Origin of the sequence: Planktotalea sp. (assembly GCF_039984035.1) — a bacterium.
Lineage (GTDB): Bacteria > Pseudomonadota > Alphaproteobacteria > Rhodobacterales > Rhodobacteraceae > Planktotalea.
Genome location: NZ_JBDWVM010000342.1, coordinates 1 through 6,298, shown reverse-complemented (window position 1 = coordinate 6,298; position 6,298 = coordinate 1). Strand labels below are relative to the sequence as shown.

The 6,298-nt window shown below is 58.9% G+C and carries 10 protein-coding genes and 1 pseudogene; all 11 read right to left on the bottom strand.

The annotated features are described in order from the left end of the window. Window positions 1-106 precede the first annotated feature (106 nt). A complete protein-coding gene (locus ABJQ89_RS15370) occupies window positions 107-631 on the bottom strand; it encodes a zinc ribbon domain-containing protein (protein WP_348404625.1) in 525 nt (174 codons plus the stop codon). Between the two features lie 60 nt (window positions 632-691). Then, the gene (locus tag ABJQ89_RS15365) at window positions 692-1,426 is read right to left on the bottom strand and encodes a recombinase family protein (protein WP_348404624.1); all 735 of its coding nucleotides are present in this window, start codon (window positions 1,424-1,426) and stop codon (window positions 692-694) included. Next, entirely contained in the window at window positions 1,423-1,695 is a 273-nt protein-coding gene (locus tag ABJQ89_RS15360) for a hypothetical protein (protein ID WP_348497052.1), read from the bottom strand. Before ABJQ89_RS15360 ends, ABJQ89_RS15365 begins: the two co-directional genes overlap by 4 nt. A gap of 109 nt (window positions 1,696-1,804) precedes the next feature. Then, window positions 1,805-2,065, bottom strand: a complete 261-nt coding sequence (locus tag ABJQ89_RS15355; RefSeq protein ID WP_348404622.1) for a hypothetical protein — start codon at window positions 2,063-2,065, stop codon at window positions 1,805-1,807. 172 nt (window positions 2,066-2,237) lie between these two features. Then, window positions 2,238-2,420: pseudogene (locus ABJQ89_RS15350) on the bottom strand (transposase); the annotation flags it as partial. A 60-nt stretch (window positions 2,421-2,480) separates the two neighbouring features. Beyond that, window positions 2,481-2,693: a hypothetical protein gene (locus tag ABJQ89_RS15345; RefSeq protein ID WP_348404621.1), complete on the bottom strand. Its 213-nt coding sequence runs from the start codon at window positions 2,691-2,693 to the stop codon at window positions 2,481-2,483. A gap of 125 nt (window positions 2,694-2,818) precedes the next feature. Then, complete coding sequence (locus tag ABJQ89_RS15340) at window positions 2,819-3,313, bottom strand: DUF6505 family protein (protein ID WP_348404620.1); 495 nt, start codon at window positions 3,311-3,313, stop codon at window positions 2,819-2,821. Further along, entirely contained in the window at window positions 3,310-4,014 is a 705-nt protein-coding gene (locus ABJQ89_RS15335; RefSeq protein WP_348497051.1) for a DUF4444 domain-containing protein, read from the bottom strand. Before ABJQ89_RS15335 ends, ABJQ89_RS15340 begins: the two co-directional genes overlap by 4 nt. Further along, window positions 4,011-5,078 carry an Mrp/NBP35 family ATP-binding protein gene (locus ABJQ89_RS15330; protein WP_348404618.1) on the bottom strand — a complete coding sequence of 356 codons (1,068 nt, stop codon included), beginning with the start codon at window positions 5,076-5,078 and terminating at the stop codon, window positions 4,011-4,013. Before ABJQ89_RS15330 ends, ABJQ89_RS15335 begins: the two co-directional genes overlap by 4 nt. After that, window positions 5,075-5,284, bottom strand: a complete 210-nt coding sequence (locus tag ABJQ89_RS15325) for a DUF6494 family protein (RefSeq protein WP_348404617.1) — start codon at window positions 5,282-5,284, stop codon at window positions 5,075-5,077. The genes ABJQ89_RS15330 and ABJQ89_RS15325 overlap by 4 nt, the downstream gene beginning before the upstream one ends. 48 nt (window positions 5,285-5,332) lie before the next feature. Further along, a partial coding sequence (locus ABJQ89_RS15320; RefSeq protein WP_348497050.1) for a 4Fe-4S binding protein occupies window positions 5,333-6,298 on the bottom strand: 966 nt, incomplete at its 5' end.

Genomic DNA, 6,298 nt, shown 5'->3' with positions numbered 1-6,298 from the left:
CGGGTTTTAAGGGCCAGTTTCAGCACCAAACGACGCAGGTGCACCTGTGCGGTACCGGGTGTTTCCCAGAGTTTCCAAGGGTTTGCGAGAAACATGATCGCTGGTTCTAGTTTTTCTTCAAAACCCCCTTCGGCTCAACCTGTTTGTGCATTTGTTCCGCCAAAACCGCCTTGCCACGCTCCAATGCGACGATCTCGCCTTCATAGACGGGCACAATCGCGTCGCTTTGCGCGTTCACGATACGCCCCAGTAGCGCGTCGATGCGTTTATCAATGCGGGACAGCTCTTTCTTAGCCTCGGTCTTCGCGGACGCGGCCTGCGCCCGACGCGCCTCCCAGATTTGACGGAACATCGCAGTCATCATGCGGATTGCGCTTGGATTTGGTTGCAGCGTTTTGATGATATCGCCCACGTCTCCCTCAATCTTGTCGCGTTTGATCGATTTGCCGTAGGCCTCACAGCCCTTTGTTTGGCATAGATAATATGCGTATTGCCCACCATTTCCTCGTGTGAAGGACGAGCGCAGCGGCACGTTACAGCCCGCACAGCAGGCAATGCCACGCAGCACAAAGGTATCCCCGATGTTCTTACTATTGGGCGCTTCGACCTTGCCAGCGCGGCGCTCCTGCACTTTGTCGAAGGTCTCCAGCGAGATCAGCGGGTCATGCTGCGCCTTCAGCCAATTGATCCCTTAGTTTTCGGAACAAATATAGCCGGTGTAGATCGGATGCGTCAGGATGTCAGTCACCCGTTGCTGGGTGAGCCGCCCGTTCTTCAGATGCGGGAAGTCGGCAAACCCCTCAAAGAACCGTTTCACTTCGGCCTGCGTCTGAAAGCGCCCCGATGCGTAGCCTTCAAATGCTTCGCGAATGATGTCAGACAGCGGCGCGTTCGGCACTAAAATCTTGGCCCGCCCTTTTTGAGCCTCGTAGCGATATCCGACGGGCGCGCGGTGCACAAAATACCCAGATTGCATCCGCGCTTTCATTTTCTGCGAGACCTGACGGGCGTTTTGTTTGCGCTCCAACTGGCCTTGCGCCGCAAAAATGGTCTCCACGAACTCACCTTCTGGCGTCTCGTCAAAGGAGAAGTTCAGGCATTCAAGTTGCGCCTGTCGATCACGGAAAGCCCGGCGCAGACGGAAATGGAAATCGCGGTCGCGGGCAAAGCGCTTGAGATCATCAAAGATGACGATGAATTGCTCGTTGGGATGGGCGTCGAGAAAGGACAGCAACGCCACCATCCCGGGGCGCTTCATGAAGCTACCACCTCCCGTCATCGTGTCGGGAAAGACAGCGGCGACCTCGTACCCTTTGGCCTGCGCATATTGACGGCAACGGGTTTCCTGAGATTCCAATCCGTGTCCGTCGGTTTCCTGCCCCTTCGAGGATACACCGCAGTAGATTAAGGCTTTGTGTATGTTCATAGCGCCTCCAGCTCTGCGTTTTCTTCTGAGTATAGCACAGCCGCGCGCAAGGCGGCGGTCAGATCGAAGCTTTGTCCCCTGTTTTCTGCGTCAACATTCAGCGTCCAGCCTAGATCAACAAAGCCCATGACGATGGACCAGACGGTTTCAATGATTTGTTGTTTCTCAGATTCGGAGGCGGTGCTGGCCTCAAAATAGGGCAGCCAGTCCTGCCAATTGAGATGGATGCTGGGGCGTTGCGGCGGTGGTGTTGGGGGCGTGTCTTTCACGGGTGGTCCTTTCGTTTTGCTCCTCCTTTGTGAGAACATAGGCGGAACATGGTGGCTCAAATTTTGAGTTCTGTCTAGGATTTATTTCCTATTTCCAGATGGTTACGGATCAGGGGTAGGACTGTGATTGACTGCGAACGGGTTGCTGCTCTGCGTTTCGAGCTTGCCGCGCGGCCTCCCGCACAGGCGTGTGGAATTTCTCCTCCACCGCCTTGCCGTGGGCATAGAGCTCCGTGCCGTGATGCTGCTTGAAGGCGTCTTTCATCATCTCCTTCGCCGCAATCTGGGTGATGCCGAACTCCGCCGACAAGGTGACCGCCGCGCGGTCGTAAGCCTTGTAGAACGGCTGGGTTGGTGCGGCTTCGATCAAGGCACCGATGCTTTCCGCGCACTCCAATGCCCGTCTTTGCCTCGATGGGGCGGGCGATGAAGCGCGATAGCTAGCCCAAATCCCCAATTGCGCCGCGCGTCCGTCAAAGCCAGCCGGAAATCCCTATATTCTCGCAGCCCAAAAACTGCTTCAAACGCGCATTCTCAACCTACAACTGCTTCATTTCGGAAGTCACTGATGCATCCAATCCACCGAATTTAGAGCGCAATTGGTAAAGTGATGGTTGGCTCATCCCGTGCATGCGACACAGCTCAGAAACGAGCATCTTGTTCTCTGCCTCTTTCAAGGACGAGACAATCTGGGCCTCTGAACACGTGACCTCTTCATAGTGAATCTCCGTGGCATATCTTGCCACGAAAATTCTAGCTTTTAACACAACCACTTTTCGGGGGGATTACCGCGGCGCGACACGCAAAACCGCAAATAATGCGTAATCTGGCAGAGCGCTCTTTCCCTTGACGGCATCCCTGCTCCATTGCGCAAGTGCGGGCGGGAGAAATGCCTCCAGATCCAGATCCAGAAACGGAGCCATTTCTGGTTGCGTAAAGGCCGTCAGCAAAGGCTCCCAACCGCCCATGCTGTCGGCATTCGGTTGCTCGTTGGTCACGACTGAATTCACGTTACCGCACGGCCGTGCGGCGTTCTGTACTGTATCGCTCTTAACGACACAAAAATTGACGCAAAACGCCCACGGATTGCAGTCTAATGAACGTGCAGGGTGGGGGACTGTGTCTAGTGCTGGTGAGGGTCCTCGTCCAATGATCCGTGCACGGCGAATTGCTCGATACCGGCATCTTGGGGCTCTATCATGCGGTAGCTTTCCTTGACGCCCGCTGGGGTCAGTTCGCGGGTGACAGTCAGCAAGGTGTTGAATGCTTGATCTTCGCATAGGTCGATCATCTGGGTGATCTCTTCCAACGCCACGCCCATCGCGGCCTCGACGGATGGCGCGCCGTAGATGTCCACGAAATGCTGGGCGAGCGTGGCGGCAATGGCGTCGCGTTCGGTCTCTTCGATCTGGGTGACCGCGACGAAACTGGTGCGGCCGAATGTTTCGACACCCATCCACCCGTTGGTAAAGGCCTGTTTTGCCTTGCCCGTCAGATCGCCCTGCGACCAGTTGGAAAACTCGAACCCCCCTGAAATGCACCATTCGCCGGTGCGGGCGGGGTTGTGAAAGACACGTGTGTCGCTGTCGTCAAAATGGATCGCGCGGGCCAGTTTCATGACACATCCTTTAGCGTGTGGGTCAGCGGTATAATCTGCGCGGGGCCGTGGGGCTGCAAGAGCAAACCAAAGGTTTCGTCGATCCCGCGGAAGGTGCCCGTCAGGCCGTTCACTGTTACGTTGTCGCTGATCCCGTGGGCCAGGCCTGTCCATTCCGAATGTACCGGTTGCACGCCGTCTTCGTCCCAGCGATTGATCCAGGACAACGTGTGGCGCACCCAGGCCTCAAGCAGGTCACCGGCGGGCACGTCGCTGCACCCTTCGGCATAAAGCGAGGTCACATCCGGCGTCAGCCCGGTGTCTTGCGTGTCGGCCCAAAGGGTCAGGCCAAGGCCGACCACCAGCCAATTGGGCACTTGGGCCGGATCGGCCGGGTGCGCGGCGGTCTTGAGGGTGCCGCATTTGGCCCCGTTCACGCGCAGCGCGCCGCCCCATTCCAGATGCACCGACACTTCAGGCGGTGCCAGTGTCCCCAACGCATTTTGGAACCCGATACCGCAAATGGGCTGCATGACCATGGCGTGGGTCAATGCGATTTCGGGGGCAAAGACAATCGCGGCACGCAGCCTGTCGGCGCTGATGTCGTAGGTCACCAGCCCCGCATCGCACCCCTGACGCGCGGCAGTGCAGGCGGCCTCGAACGGGTCGGCCCCGGCGGTTAACATCGCCGTAAAGAGGGGCGGCAAATGCACGGTGTTCATGCGAACCCGTCGGCCACCAGCGCGCGCGCCACGTCGCGGAACGCACCCGCCTGTGGGCTGTCAGGTTTAGACACCACGATGGGCGCACCCCCGTCGGCGGCCAGTCTGATATCTAGGTGCAACGGGATTTCGGCAAGCAACGGCACGCCGAGCTTCTTAGCCTCAGCCGCCACACCGCCGTGCCCAAACACATGTTCTTCGTGCCCACAGTTTGAACAAATATGCGTCGACATATTTTCGATCATGCCAAGGATAGGCGTGCCCAGCTGGTTGAACATATCAATGCCCTTGCGTGCGTCCAACAATGCGACATCCTGCGGCGTCGATACCACAATCGCGCCGGTGACATCGGCCTTTTGAGCCAGCGTCATTTGCACGTCACCGGTGCCGGGCGGCAGGTCAACGATCAGCACATCCAACGCGCCCCATTGCACCTGCGTCATCATCTGTTGCAAGGCGCCCATCAACATCGGGCCCCGCCACACGACGGCCTGATCATCGTTTGTCATCAACCCGATAGACATCATGGTCACGCCGAAATTGCGCATCGGCAGGATGGTTTTTCCGTCAGGCGACGCGGGCCGCCCCGACACCCCCAACATGCGCGGCTGCGAGGGCCCGTAGACGTCTGCATCCAGCAGCCCCACGCGCCGTCCTTCGGCGGCCAGCGCACAGGCAAGGTTCGCCGCGACCGTTGATTTGCCCACGCCGCCTTTGCCCGACGCCACGGCCAAGATCCGGTCGATACCGGGGATTTTCTGCGGCCCTGTGGGGGTGGATTTTTGGGGCTTCAAATCAGGTGGGGCCGCAGGCGTGCAGTGGGCCGTCATCACCACGCTGACAGCACCCACACCGTCCAGCGCCTTGACGGCGGCTTCGGCGTCGGCTTGTACGGCCGCGTAGGTTTTGGCCTGCGAGGGCGGCACTTCGATCACAAAACGCACATCATGCGTGTCACTGACGGTCAGGGCTTTGATCAGCCCGGCGGCCATGATGTCGCTGCCCGATACCGGGTCGGTGATGGTTTTCAGGGCGGTCAGAACGTCGTCGCGGGTCAGGCTCATTCAGGCGATCCATCGGTGCGGCCGGTGATGTGCCCCGTGACGACATGTTCCAGATCGACGCCATCGATGGTCAGAACCATCTTGGCGGTATAGGTCTTGCCCGCCGTGTCGGCGGTGTTGCGCAGCGCGTCTTCGATTGCTTGCTGCGAGGTCACCCCCACTTGTTTGAGGAATTTACGCATGGACATGTTGAAATCATCGCTCATTGTCTGGCTCCTTTGCGGCTGGGAGAGGGGATATTAGCGCAGCTTTGATCAGTGGTCTTTGCGGTCACTGAGGTAGTCATCAGTGGTGCGCACAGCGGGGCGATCTTTGCTGGTGAAGGGGTTATTTTGCGAATGATACTGCGCCTGAATGCGGCAGTTGTCACACATCTGGATCATTCGGATCGCTTGCGGGTTGGAAAACATCGCGTGGTTGCCCGCCAGTTTTTCCATGATCCGTTCGACCGTGGATTTGGACCCAAACAACGTGCCGCATTCGACACAGGCAAAGGGGTCTTCTTCGTGCAGCACCCGCTGGTCAAAGGCGGCGTCTGTCAGGTTCATCTGCGGCGCCAGCGTGATCGCCTGTTCGGGGCAGATATTGGCGCAAAGCCCGCATTGCAGACAGGCATCTTCCTGGAACCGCAATTGGGGTTTGTCGGGGTTGTCGCCCAACGCACCTGCGGGGCACAATGACACGCACGACAGGCACAGGGTGCAGGCATCCGTATCGACCAAAACCGCGCCATAGGGGGCGGCATCGGGCAGGGCGACAGTGGCCGCCTCTGGCTGCAACGCCTTGGCGGCCAGGCGGCTGACTTGGCGGCGCGTTCCCAGCGGCAGAACCGGGTTGGCCAGTGCCGGGGCGGGATCTGCACCATAAAGCGTATCACAAAGCGCATCAGGGTCTGCCACATCAATCAACGTGACGCCGGTGCGGCCCGCCATCGCATTGGCCAGTGCGGTTTCGTGTGCGAGAACGTCGGTTTCGCTGCGCGGGGCGATCAAAACAGACACTTGACCAAAGCCACAGGCCAGTGCTGCCAACATCTCGGCATGGCCAAACCCCGACAGCGCCGACACCGACAGGGGGATGACATCTGCGGGCAGTCCACGGCCATATCGCGCGGCGAGTGTGATCAATTCGGTGCCGTATGTTTCGTCATGCACCAACAGCCGCGGGTCGCTGGCGCCCGCTTTGCGAAATGTGCTGGCAAGCGTGTGCAACCGGTTGAA